Below are 17,358 nucleotides of genomic sequence, written 5' to 3' on the forward strand. Positions count from 1 at the left end.
GCCGGTCACCACGATGGTGGCACCGAGGAGATCGAAGGCGTGCCGCCGCAGGTCAACGCCACCCCGGGCATGCCGGAGCGCAAGGCCGTCGGGCGTCGTCAGGCCCGGGTGCGCGAGATCATGCACACCCTGCCCCCGGCCGCGCAGGAAGCCATCCGCGCCGACCTCGACGGCACCAACCAACACCCCGGGTACAACCCGGACAACGACGCCACCGCGCGGAACCGCAACGGCGCCGAAGAAGAGGCCCCCACGGCCTCGATCCCCGTCGCCAAGGAGTGACGCTCCCCGGCCCCGGCGGCCGGAGAACACGCGCCCTGCTCAACCGTCCCGCCACCGTCGTGGACGGCTACCTCGACGTGATGGGTGACGCCGAGGTTCCGCAGACGACGGGCCAACGCGTGATGGGGTCGTCGGTGCTTCCGATGATCTACGAGCGACTGTGGCGGCCCGTCCTGTTCTTCGGGTTCACTGCGCGCAACTCCGCCCAAGAGGACCGGCGCAAGCTGCGACTTCTCGAGCTGCGGCCCGGCGACACCGTCCTCGACGTCGCCTGCGGGCCGGGCAACACCACCCGCACACTGCTGGCCGCCGTGGGGTCCGATGGTCTCGCGGTCGGAGTGGACAGCTCCGCCACGATGCTCGCCAAGGCGGTTCGCGACACGGCACCCGGCAGCCCGATCGGGTACGTCAGGGCCGACGCCGTCGACCTGCCCTTCGACGACGGCACCGTCGACGCCGTCAGCTGCTACGGCGCGCTCTACCTGATGGACGACCCGGTCGGCGCGCTCCGCGAGATGATTCGGGTGCTGACGCCCGGAGGGCGGATCGCCGTCCTGACGACGTGCGCCAGGGGACCGGCGCCGGTGCGGCGGGCCGGCGTCGCGGCGTCGCGATTCGCTCCGGTGCGGCTGTTCGACGTCGACGAGGTCGTCGACGTGATGCGCGCCGCCGGGTTGGTCGACGTGACCCGCGACGTGTCGGCTGCGTCGCAGACGGTGAGCGGACGGCGGCCCGAGACGCCCTGATGTCGAAATTCTGACGTCGGCGACGATTATCGGCGGCCTGTCGGTACGGCCGGTTACATTCCGTCGGTGAGTGCGAATCGCTGGTTGCGTGGCGTGTGGGTCGTGGCCGTCGGGGCTGGCATTGCGCTCAGTGCGGGCCACGGTGTCGCCGCCGCAGAGTCCGACTCACCGGGCGGCGACACGGGATCGTCGTCGGCCCCGTCGAACCCAAGCGCCGAAACGTCTTCGGGCGAGGCCGCGGCGGTCACGAAAGACGTTGGCAAGAAACATGATTCGGGGTCGAAGGGCGAAGGCAAGCCGACCAGCACGGTGAGTGCCAACACCGTGACCGTGGACCGCGACGACCCGTCCACCGCCGACCCCGTCGTGAAGGCGAAGCCGGCGAAGACCGCGAAAGCAACAGAGGCTGTGGCCACTCAGGAGGCCCTGACCGCCCCGGTGACGGTGTCCACTCCGGTCGACGTGACGCCACAGGATCCGGTCGCGGCCGAGACGCCAACCGTCGTCGAGACGACCCCGATCGTCGACTCGAAGCCGCCGGTCCTCACCGAGGAAAAGTCCGATCCGGTGGTCGTGGCGACCCCGGGCGTGGCGACCTCGGCCCCCGACGCCAAGCCAGTGGGGACCAACAAGCCCGCGGCGGCGACACTGGTCGCCAAGGACGCCACCGCGATCCGCAGCCTGGCCCTACCCGCTGCCCCGCGGCCCCAGCCGGGCCCGATCGCGACGGTCGTCATCAGCCTGCTGTCCGCCTTCGGACTGCTCCCGCCCGTCGCGCCGGTACCGGTGGACGTCACCGGCGTCCCGGCGCAGCCCGTCCCCGGCACGTCGGCCACCGCCGGGGTGACCGGCGTCAAGGTCGGCAGTTCGAACCTGACCATCCCGGTCGGTAGCGGGAGCTACACCGGCGCGGCCGACTGGTACTTCCCAACCCAAGCCGACGGCACAGTGCAGGCCCAGGGCGTGATGCTGCTCCAGCACGGATTCCTGGGCTCCAAGTCCTGGTATTCGGCGCTCGCCCAAGACCTGGCCCGGCAGACCAACAGCATCGTCGTGGTCCCCAACGTCCCGTCGTTCGGGTTCTTCACCTGCGCCGGCTGCACGCTGAACAGCGTGTCGATGCAGCGGGGCGTCGCCGACCTCTTCCTCGATCCGAACCGGACGTCGCTGAACGCCAGCGCCGCGGCAGCGGGATATCACGGCGCGCTGCCTGGCAAGTTCGTCCTGACCGGACACTCGGCCGGTGGGGGACTGGCCGCGGCCGCCGGTGGCTTCTACTCCGATGCCGTCAAGCCCGAGGACAACGACCTGCTCGGCGTGGTGATGTACGACGGTGTCTCGTCCAACGGCACCTTCGCAGGCGCGCTGAAGAGTCTGGACGCCAGCGGCATCCCGATCTACCAGATCGCCGCACCCCCGCAGGCGTGGAACGCCAACGGCCAGACAACCGAGGACCTGGTGACGTTGCGGCCGGGGCAATTCGTCGGCGTCGTCCTCGCCAACGGCTCCCACGTCGACTCGCTCATCGGCGGCTCTCCGATCATCGACTTCTTCAGTCAGCTCTTCGTCAAGCGGTCCCCGGCGGGCAACACCGAGGCCGTCTACACGCTGGCGAACGGCTGGATCAACGACATGTACGCCGGGCTCGGGCCGACGGACGGCGTGTACGGCACCTACGGCGACCCCGACCAGTACCTCGTCTTCGGGCCCGCGGCCGGCGTCGTGCTCGGTCCCGCACCGGTCGTCGACGTGAACTCCTACCTCGGCACCTGGTACGAGGTGGGCAGCGTCAAGCAGTTCTTCTCGATCGGCCTGGTGAACACCACCGCCGTCTACACCGCCAACGATGACGGGTCGATCGGGGTCGAAAACTCCGGCAACTACTTCTTCGACAACGGCCCGCAGTCGCGCATCTTCGGGACTGCGCTGCCGGTCAGCGCCGACAACGACAAGCTGAACGTGACCTTCTTCGGGCCCGCCTCGGCCACGCCACCCGGCAACTACTGGATCGTCGACCTCGCGCCCGACTACAGCTGGGCCGTCGTGAGCGACCCCAGCGGCTACACCGGGTTCCTGCTGAGCCGCACCCGGACGGTGTCAGCCGAGCTGTACCAGGAGTTGCTGAACCGCGCGTCGGTCAAGGGCGTCAAGGGATGGATCACGGTCACGCGACAACCTGCGGCGGCACGTGAACTTTCCTCCTCAAACCGCGTGTGAACTCTTGACGGAAAGGCGAAACCGGGCCAGTCTGTTGGTCAGCAATGTACGCACGGGTTGAAGGATCTAGCCGCCAGCCAGCGCCTGGTCTGTTTCACCATGCCGATGTTGAGGAATGCGCCGTTCTGCGCTAGTGTTGGACGTTGCGCTGGCTGCATCCTGCCCATCCTCATCCACCTCTCGTCACCGTCTCCTAGCCTGAGCCCTGCTCAGGGAACTAGTCGTGTGCCTCGGGGCCGAGATTCAGGCTTGAGAACGCCAGCCGAACCTAACGCAGATAACGCGGCAAGGGTCCGGTCTTCGGCCGGTCACCCGATCGTCGCATCCGGTGCTGGAAGGATGCATCTTGGCAGTCTCTCGCCAGAGCAAGTCAGTAGAAAACCCCAACAACTCCATTCCTGGAGCACCTAACAGAGTTTCTTTCGCCAAGCTTCGTGAACCGCTCGAAGTTCCCGGCCTGCTCGACGTGCAGACCGACTCCTTTGAATGGCTGATCGGTTCCGACGGCTGGCGTGAGAAGGCTCTCGAGCGCGGCGACGTCAACCCCGTCGGCGGTCTCGAAGAGGTGCTCACGGAGTTGTCGCCGATCGAGGACTTCGCGGGCACGCTCTCGCTGAGCTTCTCCGATCCGCGGTTCGACGAGGTCAAGGCACCCGTCGACGACTGCAAGGAGAAGGACCAGACCTACGCGGCCCCGCTGTTCGTCACCGCGGAGTTCATCAACAACACCACCGGCGAGATCAAGAGCCAGACCGTCTTCATGGGCGACTTCCCCATGATGACCGAGAAGGGCACCTTCATCATCAACGGCACCGAGCGTGTCGTCGTGTCCCAGCTCGTCCGCTCGCCCGGCGTCTACTTCGACAAGTCGAAGGACAAGGCCACCGAGAACGACCTGACGAGCGTCAAGGTCATCCCGGGCCGTGGCGCCTGGCTCGAGTTCGACGTCGACAAGCGCGCCACCGTCGGCGTGCGCATCGACCGCAAGCGTCGTCAGCCCGTCACGGTGCTGCTGAAGGCCCTCGGCTGGACCAGCGATCAGATCCGTGAGCGCTTCGGCTTCTCCGAGATCATGATGTCGACCCTCGAGAAGGACAGCACCGCCGGTCCCGACGAGGCACTGCTGGACATCTACCGGAAGCTGCGCCCGGGCGAGCCGCCCACCAAGGAGTCCGCGCAGACCCTGCTGGAGAACCTGTTCTTCAAGGAGAAGCGCTACGACCTGGCCCGCGTGGGCCGCTACAAGGTCAACAAGAAGCTCGGCCTGAACGTGGGCCAGCCGATCACGTCGTCGACGCTGAACGAAGAAGACATCGTCGCGACCATCGAGTACCTGGTGCGCCTGCACGAGGGCCAGACCACGATGACCGCCCCCGGCGGCGCCGAGGTTCCCGTCGAGGTCGACGACATCGACCACTTCGGCAACCGCCGTCTGCGTACCGTCGGCGAACTGATCCAGAATCAGATTCGCGTCGGCCTCTCCCGCATGGAGCGCGTCGTCCGCGAGCGGATGACGACTCAGGACGTCGAGGCGATCACGCCGCAGACCCTGATCAACATCCGTCCCGTCGTGGCGGCGATCAAGGAGTTCTTCGGAACGTCGCAGCTGTCGCAGTTCATGGACCAGAACAACCCGCTGTCGGGTCTGACCCACAAGCGCCGCCTGTCGGCGTTGGGCCCCGGTGGTCTGTCCCGTGAGCGTGCCGGCCTCGAAGTTCGTGACGTGCACTCCAGCCACTACGGCCGCATGTGCCCGATCGAGACCCCGGAAGGCCCGAACATCGGCCTGATCGGTTCGCTGTCGGTGTACGCGCGGGTCAACCCGTTCGGCTTCATCGAGACCCCGTACCGCAAGGTCGTCGACGGCGTCGTCACCGACGAGATCCACCACCTCACCGCCGACGAGGAGGACCGCCACGTCGTGGCGCAGGCCAACTCGCCGATCGACGAGAACAACCGGTTCACCGAGGAGAAGATCCTCGTTCGTCGTAAGGGTGGTGAGGTCGAAAACGTCTCGCCGATGGACGTGGACTACATGGACGTCTCACCGCGCCAGATGGTGTCGGTGGCCACGGCCATGATCCCGTTCCTCGAGCACGACGACGCCAACCGTGCCCTCATGGGTGCCAACATGCAGCGCCAGGCGGTTCCGCTGGTGCGTAGCGAGGCACCTCTGGTCGGTACCGGCATGGAGTTGCGTGCCGCGATCGACGCCGGTGACGTCATCGTCGCGAGCAAGTCCGGCGTCATCGAAGAGGTGTCAGCCGACTACATCACCGTGATGGCAGACGACGGCACCCGGCACACCTACCGGATGCGCAAGTTCGCCCGCTCCAACCACGGCACGTGCGCCAACCAGCGCCCGATCGTGGACAGCGGTCAGCGGGTCGAGGCCGGACAGGTCCTCGCCGACGGGCCGTGCACCGAGAACGGTGAAATGGCGCTCGGCAAGAACCTGCTCGTGGCGATCATGCCGTGGGAGGGCCACAACTACGAGGACGCGATCATCCTCTCGCAGCGCCTGGTTGAGGAGGACGTCCTGACGTCCATCCACATCGAGGAGCACGAGATCGACGCCCGCGACACCAAGCTGGGCGCCGAGGAGATCACTCGGGACATCCCGAACGTCTCCGACGAGGTGCTGGCCGATCTCGACGAGCGCGGCATCATCCGCATCGGTGCCGAGGTCCGCGACGGCGACATCCTGGTCGGCAAGGTCACGCCCAAGGGTGAGACCGAGCTGACACCGGAAGAGCGCCTGCTGCGTGCCATCTTCGGTGAGAAGGCCCGCGAGGTTCGCGACACGTCGCTCAAGGTTCCGCACGGCGAGTCCGGCAAGGTCATCGGCGTTCGGATGTTCTCTCGCGAAGAGGACGACGAGCTGCCCGCTGGCGTCAACGAGCTGGTCCGCGTCTACGTGGCCCAGAAGCGCAAGATCTCCGACGGCGACAAGCTCGCCGGACGCCACGGCAACAAGGGCGTCATCGGCAAGATCCTGCCGATCGAAGACATGCCGTTCATGCCGGACGGCACGCCGGTCGACATCATCCTGAACACGCACGGTGTGCCGCGACGGATGAACATCGGTCAGATCCTCGAGACGCACTTGGGCTGGGTTGCCAAGGCAGGCTGGAACATCGACGTCGTCGGTGACACCGGCGAGCTGCCAGGTTGGGCGGAGAACCTGCCCGACGAGCTGCTCTCGGCACCGTCGAACAGCATCGTCTCCACGCCCGTCTTCGACGGCGCGCGTGAGAACGAGCTGGAAGGCCTGCTCGGCGCAACGCTTCCGAACCGCGACGGTGACGTGATGGTCAACGCCGAGGGCAAGTCGCAGTTGTTCGACGGACGTAGTGGTGAGCCGTTCCCGTACCCGGTGACGGTTGGCTACATGTACATCCTGAAGCTGCACCACTTGGTGGACGACAAGATCCACGCTCGCTCGACCGGCCCGTACTCGATGATCACCCAGCAGCCGCTCGGTGGTAAGGCGCAGTTCGGTGGTCAGCGATTCGGTGAGATGGAGTGCTGGGCCATGCAGGCCTACGGCGCGGCGTACACGCTGCAGGAACTCCTGACCATCAAGTCCGACGACACGGTCGGCCGCGTGAAGGTCTACGAGGCAATCGTCAAGGGCGAGAACATCCCCGAACCCGGTATTCCGGAGTCGTTCAAGGTGTTGCTCAAGGAGCTCCAGTCGCTGTGCCTCAACGTCGAGGTGCTGTCGTCTGAAGGCCAGCGGATCGAAATGCGCGACAGTGACGACGAGGACCTGGAACGCGCTGCCGCGAACCTGGGAATCAACCTGTCCCGCAATGAATCACCGTCGGTCGAGGATCTCGCTTAACTGCTGTTTCGGGGGCTTCGCGTCCCGCGATTTGATTGATAGTCATCTAGTCCCGCAAGGGGAAAGGGAGTTACGTGCTCGACGTCAACTTCTTCGATGAACTCCGCATTGGCCTCGCCACTGCGGACGACATCCGCAATTGGTCCTACGGTGAGGTCAAGAAGCCGGAGACCATCAACTACCGCACGCTCAAGCCAGAGAAGGACGGCCTGTTCTGCGAGAAGATCTTCGGACCTACTCGCGACTGGGAGTGCTACTGCGGCAAGTACAAGCGCGTGCGCTTCAAGGGAATCGTCTGTGAGCGCTGCGGTGTCGAGGTAACTCGCGCCAAGGTGCGTCGTGAGCGGATGGGCCACATCGAACTGGCCGCACCCGTCACCCACATCTGGTACTTCAAGGGTGTTCCCAGCCGTCTTGGCTACCTGCTCGACCTCGCCCCGAAGGATCTCGAAAAGATCATCTACTTCGCGGCATACGTGATCACCGCGGTGGACACCGAGCAGCGTCACAGCGACCTGTCGACGCTCGAGGCCGAGATGGTCGTCGAGAAGAAGGCCGTCGAGACCCAGCGCGACAGCGATCTCGAAGAGCGCGCCCAGAAGCTCGAAGCCGACATGGCCGAGCTCGAGAAGGACGGCGCCAAGTCCGACGTCCGTCGCAAGGTCCGTGACGGCGGCGAGCGCGAAATGCGTCAGCTCCGCGACCGGGCCCAGCGCGAGCTGGATCGCCTGGACGAGGTGTGGACCACGTTCACCAAGCTGGCTCCCAAGCAGCTCATCGTCGACGAGGTGCTCTACCGCGAGCTCATCGACCGCTACGGCGAGTACTTCCAGGGCGCCATGGGTGCGGAGTCGATCAAGAAGCTCATCGAGACCTTCGACATCGACGCCGAGGCCGAGAGCCTGCGCGACACCATCAAGAACGGCAAGGGACAGAAGAAGCTTCGTGCACTGAAGCGTCTGAAGGTCGTCGCGGCGTTCCAGATGAACCGCAACTCGCCCATGGGCATGGTGCTCGACGCCGTTCCGGTGATCCCGCCGGAGCTGCGCCCGATGGTTCAGCTCGACGGTGGCCGGTTCGCCACCTCCGACCTGAACGATCTGTACCGCCGCGTCATCAACCGCAACAACCGGTTGAAGCGACTCATCGACCTCGGCGCCCCCGAGATCATCGTCAACAACGAGAAGCGCATGCTTCAGGAATCCGTTGACGCACTGTTCGACAACGGTCGTCGTGGCCGCCCCGTCACCGGGCCGGGCAACCGTCCGCTGAAGTCGCTGTCCGACCTGTTGAAGGGCAAGCAGGGCCGGTTCCGTCAGAACCTGCTCGGCAAGCGCGTCGACTACTCGGGCCGTTCGGTCATCGTCGTCGGTCCTCAGCTCAAGCTGCACCAGTGCGGTCTGCCGAAGCTGATGGCCCTCGAGCTGTTCAAGCCGTTCGTGATGAAGCGCTTGGTCGACTTGAACCACGCGCAGAACATCAAGAGCGCCAAGCGGATGGTCGAACGTCAGCGCCCGCAGGTGTGGGACGTCCTCGAAGAGGTCATCTCCGAGCACCCCGTGCTGCTGAACCGCGCACCAACGCTGCACCGCCTCGGCATCCAGGCCTTCGAGCCGATGCTGGTGGAGGGCAAGGCAATCCAGCTGCACCCGCTGGTGTGTGAGGCGTTCAACGCCGACTTCGACGGTGACCAGATGGCAGTCCACCTGCCGCTGTCCGCCGAGGCGCAGGCCGAGGCGCGCATCCTGATGCTGTCGTCGAACAACATCCTGTCGCCCGCGTCGGGTCGTCCGTTGGCCATGCCGCGTCTGGACATGGTGACCGGTCTGTACTTCCTGACCACCGAGATCGAAGGCGACATCGGCGAATACAAGCCGGCTGCCAACGATTCCGCGGAGTTCGGGGTGTACAGCTCGCCGGCCGAGGCGCAGATGGCCGTCGACCGCGGCGCCCTGAGCGTCCGGTCCAAGATCAAGGTTCGGCTGACGCACCTGCGTCCGCCTGCCGAGATCGAGGCCGCGCTGTTCCCGGACCGCTGGAAGATGGGCGACGCCTGGTTGGCGGAGACCACCTTGGGCCGAGTGCTGTTCAACGAGCTGCTGCCGCGCGGATACCCGTTCGTCAACAAGCAGATGCACAAGAAGGTCCAGGCGTCGATCATCAACGATCTCGCCGAGCGCTACCCGATGATCGTCGTCGCGCAGACCGTCGACAAGCTCAAGGACGCCGGTTTCCACTGGGCCACGCGCTCGGGTGTCACCGTCTCCATGGCCGACGTGCTGGTGCCGCCGAACAAGGCACAGATCCTCGACGGCTACGAGCAGCAAGCGGACGCCATCGAGAAGAAGTACCAGCGCGGCCTGCTCGAGAAGATCGAGCGGACCGACGCCCTGGTCAAGATCTGGAAGGAAGCCACCGAAGAGGTCGGTAACGCACTGCGCGACCACTACCCGTCGTCCAACTCGATCATTCAGCTGATCGACTCGGGCGCCACCGGTACGTTCAACCAGACGCGCACCCTGGCCGGCATGAAGGGCCTGGTGACGAACCCGAAGGGTGAGTTCATCCCGCGCCCGATCAAGTCGTCCTTCCGTGAGGGCCTGACCGTGTTGGAGTACTTCATCAACACGCACAGCGCCCGAAAGGGTCTGGCCGACACCGCTCTTCGTACGGCGGACTCGGGTTACCTGACCCGTCGTCTGGTCGACGTGTCTCAGGACGTCATCGTGCGCGAGCACGATTGCCAGACTGAGCGCGGCATCATGACCACGATCGCGGCCACCGAGGCCGACGGCACCCTGACCCGCGATGCGCACGTCGAGACCTCGACGTATGCGCGGACGCTGGCCGTGGATGCGGTCGACGCGAGCGGCAACGTCGTCGTCGAGCGTGGACACGATCTGGGCGATCCGGCGATCGACGCACTGCTGGCCGCGGGTATCACCGAGGTCAAGGTGCGTTCGGTGCTGACCTGCATGACGGGCACCGGCGTCTGCGCCACGTGCTACGGCCGCTCGATGGCCACCGGCAAGCTGGTCGACATCGGTGAGGCAGTCGGCATCGTCGCCGCGCAGTCCATCGGTGAGCCCGGCACGCAGCTGACCATGCGTACGTTCAAGCAGGAGGGCGGCGTCGGTGAGGACATCACCGGTGGTCTTCCTCGTGTGCAGGAGCTGTTCGAGGCCCGCGTGCCGCGTAACACCGCTCCGATCGCGGACGTCACCGGTCGGGTCAACATCGAAGTGGGCGAGAAGTTCTACAAGATGACGATCATCCCGGATGACGGTGGTGAAGAAGTCGTCTACGACAAGCTCACTCGTCGTCAGCGCCTGAAGGTGTTCAAGCACGAGGACGGCTCCGAGCGTCTCCTGGCCGACGGTGACCACGTGGAGGTGGGCCAGCAGCTGATGGAAGGCTCGGCCAACCCGCACGAGGTGCTGCGCGTCCAGGGCCCCCGCGAGGTGCAGATCCACCTCGTCAAGGAGGTCCAGGAGGTCTACCGCGCTCAGGGTGTGTCGATCCACGACAAGCACATCGAGGTGATCGTCCGGCAGATGCTGCGTCGCGTCACGGTGATCGATTCGGGCGCAACGGAATTCCTGCCCGGTTCGTTGACCGAGCGGGCCGAGTTCGAGTCGGCCAACCGTCGCGTGGTGGCAGAGGGCCTCGAGCCCGCCGCCGGGCGTCCGGTGCTGATGGGCATCACGAAGGCCTCGTTGGCGACCGATTCCTGGTTGTCGGCGGCGTCGTTCCAGGAGACCACGCGAGTGCTGACCGATGCGGCGATCAACTGCCGCAGCGACCGGCTCAACGGTCTGAAGGAGAACGTGATCATCGGCAAGCTGATCCCGGCCGGTACGGGTATTGCCCGCTACCGGGACATCCAGGTCCAGCCGACCGAGGAAGCTCGCGCCGCGGCGTACACGATCCCGTCCTACGAGGATCAGTACTACAGCCCCGACTTCGGTCAGGGTGCCGGCCAGGCCGTGCCGCTCGACGATTACGGATTCAGCGACTACCGGTAGTCATTTCTGCGCGAGCAGACGTAAAGGGCCCTCAATCCATTGGATTGAGGGCCCTTTGTGTCTGGTGGCGAGACGAAGCTGCGGAGTTATCCACAGATCGGGCGTATGGGTCTGGCGCTGGATGGGCGGTGGCGGCAGCCTCGATGGCGTGTACATCCACGATCTGGTCAACGACGCGGACGGGTTGATCACCGCCGCGGAGATTCAGGCCGTGATGTCACGAAAGATGTTGAGAACACACGTGCGGTCGGGCGACCTGGTTCGGGTGTGCCACGGCGTGTACGCGCTCGCGCCGCCAGATGCCGCCGGCACACTGCGCGCGCTGGACCTGATGGTCGGACGGCCGATCGTCGCGTGCCTGGGAACCGCCGCGCTCCTGCATGGCTTCGACACGGAACGCAATCCGCGGGTTCATGTACTCGACCCCGGTGTTCGAGTCCGGCCGACGAGAGGCGTCATGGTGCATCAGCGGGCCGGAGCACCGTTGCGCAGAGTGGACGGACGTCTCACGACTGCACCGGCGTGGACGGCCATCGAGGTCGCATGTTCGTTGCGACGCCCTCGGGCATTGGCGACCCTCGACGCGGCTTTGCGGGTGGGGGCGTGCACGATGCCCGAACTCGAGGTGGCCGCGCGAGAGCAGACAGGCCGGCGAGGGATCGTGCACGTGCGAGAGTTGTTGCCCTACGCTGACTGTCGAGCCGAGTCGCCGATGGAGAGCGAGGCGCGGCTCGTATTCATCGACGGTGGATTACCTACGCCCGTCCTGCAGTACGAGATAGTCGACCACTGGGGGGACCTGTGGCGCGTCGACTTTGCCTGGCCCGACCGCATGGTGGTGGCGGAGTACGACAGCATGGAATGGCACGCGAACCCAACGATCTGGAAGCGCGACCGCCTGAAGGTCGAACGGTTGAAGGACTGCGGCTGGACGACGGTACCAATGGTCGTCGACGACGTCCGGTTGCAGCCTTGCGAGTTGGTCAGACGCATCGATCGGCTGCTGACGTGAGCGCCCCGCCCCGCCCCGCCTCGCGCCGCCCCGCCCGCGAGCAGACGCAAATGGCCCTGGTTTGCGCGAAATGAGGGCCATTTGCGTCTGCTCGCGGGGAAGTGGGGGGTCAGTGGCCGGGGTGGACGATGTCGCCGGGCATACCGCACGACGTCCGCGTCAACAGCGAGACGGGCAGCAGGGTGCGCCGACGCATCTTGCGGTCGGGCCCGTCGAGGCGCTCGAAGAGCCGCTCCACCGCGAGGCGACCCATCTCGTCGGCATCCTGGTTGATCACCGTGACGGCTGGGCGGAGGGCCGCGGCGGTGGGGAAGTCGCCGAAGCCGATCACGGCAACGTCGTTGCGCCCCAACGCCTGTAGCGCCGTCACGACCGACACCGTGCAGCGCGCGTTCGACGAGAACACTGCCGTCGGGGGTTGCGGCTCGGCGAGGATGCGGCGCAGCGCGGCCGTAGTGGTCTCGGTGTCTACCCCGCCGAGGTGGACAAGTCCGTCGTGGTGCGGCAGGCCGGCGTCGGTCAGTGCCTGTCGGCACCCCTCGAGGCGCAGAAGGCCGGTGACGACGTCGTCGCCCATGAACGCGACCGTGCGATGGCCGTGCGCGAGCAGGTGGGCGGTGCCCTCCCGGCCGCCACCCACGTCGTCCTGAACCACGGCGTCGGCGGTCAGCTTGGCGGGCATCCGGTCGACGAACACCAGGGGGGCGCGGGCCTGCCACGGTCGGAGGAAGGACATGTCGGGCCCCACGGGGCAGATGATCATTCCGGCGACCCGGCGATGCAGCACCGCCTCGATCGACCGCCGCTCGTGGGAGGGTTCCCACCCGACGCTGGTGACGATGACGGCGACGCTCCGGCGGCTGGCCTCGCGCTCGACGGCGCTGATGATGCCGGCGAAGAAGGGGTCGGCGACCCCGGGCACCGCCACGCCGATCGCCGCGTCGCGCCCGGTGCGGAACGTGACCGCCAGCATGTTGGGCACGTACTGCAGTTCGTCGATCGCCTGCTCGACGCGGAGTCGGACTTCGGCGGAGACGTAACGGTCGTTGTTGACCACGCGAGACACGGTTTTGGCGCTCACGCCAGCGTGGGCCGCCACGTCGCGCATCGTCGCCATAGACCGTCCTCCCTGTCCGGGTCGACAGTATGTCACCGATGTCATGGAATCGGCGACGACTTTTCTGACACCGGTGACATAGGCGTCGAAGTGGCGTACCGTCTCGCCACGAAGCAGTCACGAGTGACGCAGGTAACAGCAACGACGCGGGAAAGAGGCGGAGCCGACGGATGAAGGCGGTGTCCTACGAAGGCCCCAAGACGTGGTCGGTGACCGACGTCCCCACGCCAGAGGCGGCTCCGGGGCAGGTGCGGATCAAGGTGGACCAAGTCGGAGTGTGCGGTACCGATCTGCACATCCACGAAGGCGAATTCGGCGCGGTCTTCCCGCTGATCCCCGGGCACGAAGTCGTCGGAGTCGTCGACCAACTCGGCGACGACGTCACCCGGTTCCGGCTCGGCGAACAGGTCACCGTCAACCCAAACGTCTACTGCGGCCAGTGTCCGTACTGCCTTGCCGGCCGATTGGGTCAATGCGAGTCGATGCTGGGATTCGGCAGCAACTTTCCCGGTTTCTTCGCCGAATACGCGGTCGCCGACCACACACTGGTCTTCTCGGCTGAGGGCCTCGACAGGGACTCCGCGGTGTTCTGCGAGCCGACCTCGTGCGCGATGCACGGCCTCGAGTCACTGCAGATGCGTCCCGGCGGCAGCGCTTTGGTGCTCGGGGCGGGCCCGACCGGACTCCTGCTGGCGCAGCTGATTGCCTCGGGCGGCGCGTCGTCGGTGACGGTGGCCGGACCCAGCCAGTTCAAGCTCGACACCGCCCGCGGACTGGGAGTGGACCGCACGGTGCGGATCGCGCGCGACGACCCCGACGCCAACATCGCCACGCTTCTGGCGGCCTCACCGCACGGAGACGGGTACGACGCCGTCGTCGAGGCCACCGGGTCACCCGTGGTGGGCGACATCTGCGTGCCGCTCACCCGCCGCGGCGGCACGGTGCTGATCTACGGCGTCACGCGCGCCGACGACCTGGTCCGCTTTCACCCCTTCGACGTGTTCCGGCGTGAGATCACCATCAGGGGATCGTTCGCGGAGATGACGTCCTTCGGCGCGGCCATCGACGCGCTGCGCGGTGGCCGGGTGCGCACCAACGGACTGATCACCCACCGCTTCGGCATCGACGACTACGGCATGGCACTGCAGACGTTGCGTGGTGACACGACCGCGCACAAGGTGGTGATCGAGCTGTGAGCCCGCATGCACAACTGTTGCCGCCCAACGTGATCGAACACTGGTACGCCGGTGGGCCCGCGCTGGCGGCGTGGCGCGGGCTGGCGGCGGTCGGAAACCGCTCGCCCGAAGAGTGGATCGGCGCCACCGTCGCAAGGTTCGGTGATCCCGACCACGGCCCCGCCGCCCTCGCCGACGGCACCCCGTTGGTCGACGCTGTGCGCGCCGACCCCGTCGCCTGGCTGGGCCGCTCGGACGGGGCGCCGGGGGACACCGGTGTGTTGGTGAAGCTGCTCGACGCCGGCCAGCGGCTACCCGTTCACGTGCACCCCACCCGGGAGTACGCCTCCCGTCACCTCGGCTGCGCCTACGGCAAGACCGAAGCCTGGTACGTGTTGGAAGCCGCTCCGGACGCCGCGGTCTGGGTCGGCTGGCGCGAAGACGTCACGCCGCAGCGCGTCAGCGAACTCGTCGACGACCAGGACGCCGAGACGATGCTCGCCCTCATGAACCGCATCCCGGTGCGCCCCGGCGACGGCGTGCTGGTCCCCGGCGGCACACCGCACGCGATCGGTGCCGGCATCCTGCTGGTCGAGGCGCAAGAACCCACCGATCAATCGATTCTGTTGGAGCGCAACAACACCGACGCATCCGACGCCGAAGTCTTCCTAGGGCTGGACCGCGACACCGCGCTGTCCGTCGTCGACGTCGATGCCCTTGCCGACCCGGGCCGGCTGCTCCGCCACGCGGAGGCCTCGCCAGCCAAAGCCGTGAGCGTGCTACCCGCCGACGCCGACCCCTACTTCCGTGCGGAATTGCTCACCGCGGGGGCCGACGTCCCGGCCGGGTTCGCCGTCGCCGTGGTGGTGGCGGGCCGCGGCGTCCTGATTTCGGCCGACGGCGCACAGCTCGACGTGACGGCCGGACACACGCTCGTCGTCCCCGCCGCGTGCGGCACCTGGAGCGTCGACGGCGACGCCCGGCTACTCGTCTGCAGGGCGGGCACCTCGTGGCCGCCCCACCGACCGGAAGGCACCTCATGACCGCACTGCTCGAAGCGCGTGCCATCTCGCGAAGCTTCGGCCACGTCCGCGCCCTCGACGGCGCCGACTTCGACGTCGAGGCAGGCGAAGTGGTCGGACTGATCGGCGACAACGGCGCGGGCAAGTCCACGCTCATCAAGGCACTCTCGGGCAGCCTCGAACTCGACGAGGGCGAAATCTACTTCCAGGGCGCCCCCATCAGGCTGGCAAGTCCGCGGGAGGCGAACGATCTCGGGATCGAGGTCGTGTACCAGGACCTCGCGCTCGCCCCGCACCTCAACCCCGTGCAAAACGTCTTCCTGGGAAGGGAACTGAGCCGGAAGGGCCCGCTCGGACGCTTCGGCTTCCTCGACGAGAAGGAGATGCGCAGGCAGGCCGCCGCGTCGTTCGCCGAGCTCGGGGCGACGGTCCGGTCGCTGAACACCCCCGTCGGGTCGATGTCCGGCGGTCAGCGCCAAGGCATCGCCATCGCCCGCGCCATCGCGTGGGCGGACAAGGTCGTCATCCTCGACGAGCCGACCGCCGCGCTCGGCGTCGTGCAGACCAAGAACGTCCTCGAGTCGGTGAAACGCGTGCGAGACAAGGGCATTGCGGTGGTCTTCATCAGTCACTCGATGCCGCACGTGCTCGAGATCTGCGATCGCATTCAGGTGCTCCGGCTCGGCCGCCGGGTCGCCACCTACCGCGGCAGCGACACCACGGTGGAGACCTTGGTCGGCGCGATGACCGGCGCCCTCGACGGACGGGAAGGTGCGGCATGAGTACGGTCGCGAATCAACCCACGGTCGCCGTGTCCGGGGCCGACGACGGCGACGAGTCGCTCCTCAAACGCCTGCTGAGCCTCCAGGCGATCTGGATCCTCGGCGTACTGATCGTCATCTGCGTGGCGTTCTCCGTCGTCGCGGGTGATCGCTTCCTGTCGGCGGGCAACTTCTCGCTGATGTCGCAGAACGTCGCGGTGTGGGCGGTGCTCGGCGTCGGGATGACCTTCGTGATCATCACGTCCGGCATCGACCTGTCCGTCGGCTCGGTGCTGGTGTTCTCGTCGGTGGTCGCGGCGAAGGTGATGGCCGCCATGGGCGGCAACGGTCCGGGAGTTGCGGCCGCGGGCCTGGTGGCCGCGGTGCTCAGCGGTACGGTGTGGGGTGCCGTCAACGGCGTCTTGGTCGCCAAGGCGAGGGTGCCTGCGTTGATCGTGACGCTCGGAACCCTCTCGGTGGCACTCGGTCTGGCGCAGGTGATCACCGGCGGAATCGACATTCGTTCGGTACCAAGCGAACTCACCGACTTCAGTGCCTACATCAAGGTCCTCGGCATTCCCGGCCTGCCGTTCGTGGCGCTGATCGTGGTGATCCTGGGTGCAATCCTGCTGCACAAGACCAGGTTCGGCCGCTACACCTATGCCATCGGCTCCAACCAGGAGGCAGCGCGACGCACCGGCATCAAGGTGACCCGGCACCTGATCGCCGTCTACGCGTTGGCGGGCACCCTGGCCGGCTTCGGCGCGCTGCTGTCGCTGGCCCAATACGGCACGACGACCATCGCAGGCCAGTCGCTGACCAACCTCAACGTCATCGCCGCGGTCGTGATCGGCGGCACGTCGATCTTCGGTGGCGAGGGCACGGTCTTCGGCACTCTCGTCGGACTGTTCATCCCCGCCGTGCTGCAGTCGGGATTCGTCATCATCGGCGTCCAGCCGTACTGGCAGGGGGTCGCGGTCGGTTCGGTGCTGATCGCCGCGGTCTACGTCGACCAGTCCCGGCGTGCGGCAGCCATGCGCAGCGCTCGTTCTCGAAATCCTCTCAACCGCAGAGGATCCCCGCGAGGTTCACAACGAAGGGAAAGTCCATGAACCGAAACCGTCTCGTGTTCGTCGCGAGCGTCATGACGCTCG

At 66.7% G+C, this 17,358-nt stretch carries 10 protein-coding genes and 1 pseudogene; 10 read left to right on the top strand and 1 reads right to left on the bottom strand.

The window, feature by feature from the left end:
- The 6 genes and pseudogenes from B1790_RS35225 to B1790_RS08185 form a co-directional block, all read left to right on the top strand.
- Positions 1-282: pseudogene (locus tag B1790_RS35225) on the top strand (ABC transporter ATP-binding protein); the annotation flags it as partial.
- Complete coding sequence (locus tag B1790_RS08160; RefSeq protein ID WP_079922710.1) at positions 279-1,028, top strand: class I SAM-dependent methyltransferase; 750 nt, start codon at positions 279-281, stop codon at positions 1,026-1,028. The pseudogene B1790_RS35225 and the gene B1790_RS08160, both read left to right, overlap by 4 nt.
- Before the next feature lie 66 nt (positions 1,029-1,094).
- The gene (locus B1790_RS08170) at positions 1,095-3,245 is read left to right on the top strand and encodes a lipocalin family protein (RefSeq protein WP_233165005.1); all 2,151 of its coding nucleotides are present in this window, start codon (positions 1,095-1,097) and stop codon (positions 3,243-3,245) included.
- 346 nt (positions 3,246-3,591) lie between these two features.
- Positions 3,592-7,092: a DNA-directed RNA polymerase subunit beta gene (locus B1790_RS08175; protein ID WP_369832309.1), complete on the top strand. Its 3,501-nt coding sequence runs from the start codon at positions 3,592-3,594 to the stop codon at positions 7,090-7,092.
- 74 nt (positions 7,093-7,166) lie between these two features.
- Positions 7,167-11,117, top strand: coding sequence for a DNA-directed RNA polymerase subunit beta' (locus tag B1790_RS08180; RefSeq protein WP_079922713.1), 3,951 nt, complete (start codon positions 7,167-7,169; stop codon positions 11,115-11,117).
- Positions 11,118-11,238: 121 nt separating this feature from the next.
- The gene (locus B1790_RS08185) at positions 11,239-12,129 is read left to right on the top strand and encodes a type IV toxin-antitoxin system AbiEi family antitoxin domain-containing protein (protein ID WP_079922714.1); all 891 of its coding nucleotides are present in this window, start codon (positions 11,239-11,241) and stop codon (positions 12,127-12,129) included.
- Between the two features lie 109 nt (positions 12,130-12,238).
- Here B1790_RS08185 and B1790_RS08190 read toward each other — a convergent pair whose 3' ends face one another.
- Positions 12,239-13,291, bottom strand: coding sequence for a LacI family DNA-binding transcriptional regulator (locus B1790_RS08190; protein ID WP_369832311.1), 1,053 nt, complete (start codon positions 13,289-13,291; stop codon positions 12,239-12,241).
- Between the two features lie 125 nt (positions 13,292-13,416).
- Between B1790_RS08190 and B1790_RS08195 the strand changes: the two genes are divergently transcribed.
- From B1790_RS08195 to B1790_RS08210, 4 genes are read left to right on the top strand one after another with little or no spacing between them, the layout of a single operon-like run.
- The gene (locus tag B1790_RS08195; protein WP_079922716.1) at positions 13,417-14,442 is read left to right on the top strand and encodes a zinc-dependent alcohol dehydrogenase family protein; all 1,026 of its coding nucleotides are present in this window, start codon (positions 13,417-13,419) and stop codon (positions 14,440-14,442) included.
- The gene (locus tag B1790_RS08200) at positions 14,439-15,464 is read left to right on the top strand and encodes a class I mannose-6-phosphate isomerase (protein ID WP_079922717.1); all 1,026 of its coding nucleotides are present in this window, start codon (positions 14,439-14,441) and stop codon (positions 15,462-15,464) included. The genes B1790_RS08195 and B1790_RS08200 overlap by 4 nt, the downstream gene beginning before the upstream one ends.
- Positions 15,461-16,225, top strand: coding sequence for an ATP-binding cassette domain-containing protein (locus B1790_RS08205; RefSeq protein ID WP_079922730.1), 765 nt, complete (start codon positions 15,461-15,463; stop codon positions 16,223-16,225). The genes B1790_RS08200 and B1790_RS08205 overlap by 4 nt, the downstream gene beginning before the upstream one ends.
- A complete protein-coding gene (locus tag B1790_RS08210) occupies positions 16,222-17,316 on the top strand; it encodes an ABC transporter permease (RefSeq protein ID WP_079922718.1) in 1,095 nt (364 codons plus the stop codon). The genes B1790_RS08205 and B1790_RS08210 overlap by 4 nt, the downstream gene beginning before the upstream one ends.
- The last annotated feature ends 42 nt before the right edge of the window (positions 17,317-17,358 follow it).

This window comes from Mycobacterium sp. AT1 (assembly GCF_002043095.1).
Taxonomy (GTDB): domain Bacteria; phylum Actinomycetota; class Actinomycetes; order Mycobacteriales; family Mycobacteriaceae; genus Mycobacterium.

What these genes read in the sequence shown, in the direction of transcription:
- B1790_RS08185 (WP_079922714.1), top strand. Translation starts at nt 11,239, where the DNA reads ATGGGCGGTGGCGGCAGCCTCGATGGCGTGTACATCCACGATCTGGTC.
- B1790_RS08190 (WP_369832311.1), bottom strand. Translation starts at nt 13,291, where the DNA reads ATGACATCGGTGACATACTGTCGACCCGGACAGGGAGGACGGTCTATG.
- B1790_RS08195 (WP_079922716.1), top strand. Translation starts at nt 13,417, where the DNA reads ATGAAGGCGGTGTCCTACGAAGGCCCCAAGACGTGGTCGGTGACCGAC.
- B1790_RS08205 (WP_079922730.1), top strand. Translation starts at nt 15,461, where the DNA reads ATGACCGCACTGCTCGAAGCGCGTGCCATCTCGCGAAGCTTCGGCCAC.
- B1790_RS08210 (WP_079922718.1), top strand. Translation starts at nt 16,222, where the DNA reads ATGAGTACGGTCGCGAATCAACCCACGGTCGCCGTGTCCGGGGCCGAC.